This window comes from Calditrichota bacterium (assembly GCA_014359355.1).
Taxonomy (GTDB): domain Bacteria; phylum Zhuqueibacterota; class Zhuqueibacteria; order JANLFK01; family Oleimicrobiaceae; genus Oleimicrobium.
This window is the reverse complement of the sequence record JACIZP010000095.1, coordinates 1-1,310: the sequence shown is the minus strand read 5'-3', so window position 1 is coordinate 1,310 and position 1,310 is coordinate 1. Positions and strand designations below refer to the sequence as shown.

2 protein-coding genes are annotated in these 1,310 nt (G+C 62.7%); both read right to left on the bottom strand.

Features of this window, described 5'->3' with window-relative positions; genetic code table 11:
* Positions 1-583: RecX family transcriptional regulator (locus H5U38_03955; GenBank protein ID MBC7186172.1), on the bottom strand; the 583-nt coding region annotated here is incomplete at its 3' end.
* A gap of 15 nt (positions 584-598) precedes the next feature.
* Positions 599-1,310, bottom strand: a 712-nt coding sequence (gene recA / locus H5U38_03950) for a recombinase RecA (GenBank protein ID MBC7186171.1), incomplete at its 5' end; no start/stop codon positions are given.

The window sequence follows — 1,310 nt, the reverse complement described above, 5'->3', positions numbered from 1 at the left end:
GCAGGAGAAAATCCACGACCCGCTTCTGAGCCTTTTCCTCATCCGCTCGGCCAACAAGCCTTTTCTTCTTGGCGGCGAGCTCGTAGGCTAATTGCCGCTGGCTCTTCTCGCGATAAGCTTCGACCAGCGCAGCTTCGATCTGTTCTTCAGGAACCCCCTTTTGGCGCAGTTCGCTGCGCAGGAGGAACTCGCCACACGGTCTGGTGGCAATTCGTGAACGGGCGTAGCTCAAGGCAAACTCCCGGTCGTCCACCAGACCGGCACGTTTCAGGCTGCGCAGGGTGGCATCTGCAGCTTCGCCGAGCCCGGCCTGCTGCAGGCGAGTGCGGAGCTCCTTTTCGCTGCGCGCCCGCACCGACAGCAGTCGGAGAGCCTTCTGCTTGGCCTGATGCCGCTCCTCCGCCGCTAAGAGGCGCCGCACGTCCTGGCCAGTGAGGTAGTCGCCTAAGCCAAAGCCGCTCTCCAAGAGCACCTCCTGGTGCACACCAAAGGCGAATTCTCCGTCCAGGAAGATGTTGCGGCGTGCGCGGTCGTGCTCTTGAATTTCGATTGCGGTGATCTGCCGCCTCCCTGACCCCTTCATGCAGCAGCCCTGCGCTTAGCTCTTGGAACCGGAGGCGCGTTCGGCAGCTGCCGGGGCGGGTTCCCCCTGTTGCTCAGGCAGCATGCCCAAGGCCTCCCGCACGCGGTGCTCGATCTTCTCCAGAAGCTCTGGCGATTGCTCAAGGTAGCGCTTCACATTGTCGCGCCCCTGGCCGATCTTTTCCTCTCCGAAGGAAAACCAGGTGCCGCTCTTCTCCACGATCTTGTGCTCCACCGCCAGGTCCAAGATGTCGCCGACGCGAGAGATGCCGCTGCCGTAGAGCACGTCGAACTCTGCCTCCCGGAACGGGGGCGCCACCTTGTTCTTGACCACTTTGACGCGCGTGCGGTTGCCTATGACATTCTCGCCTTCTTTGATGGAGCCAACCCGGCGAATGTCCAGCCGCACCGATGCGTAGAACTTGAGGGCACGCCCTCCGGTGGTAGTCTCCGGGCTACCGAACATGACGCCGATCTTTTCCCGAATCTGGTTGATAAAGACCACGGCGGTCTTGGACTTGCTGATGGAGCCGGCCAGCTTGCGCATGGCCTGCGACATGAGGCGCGCCTGCAGCCCCATCTGCGCATCTCCCATTTCCCCCTCGATCTCCGCCCTGGGCACCAGCGCCGCCACCGAGTCGATGACCACAATGTCCAGCGCGCCGCTGCGCACCAAGGTTTCGGTGATTTCCAGGGCCTGCTCGCCGGTGTCGGGCTGGGAGATGAGC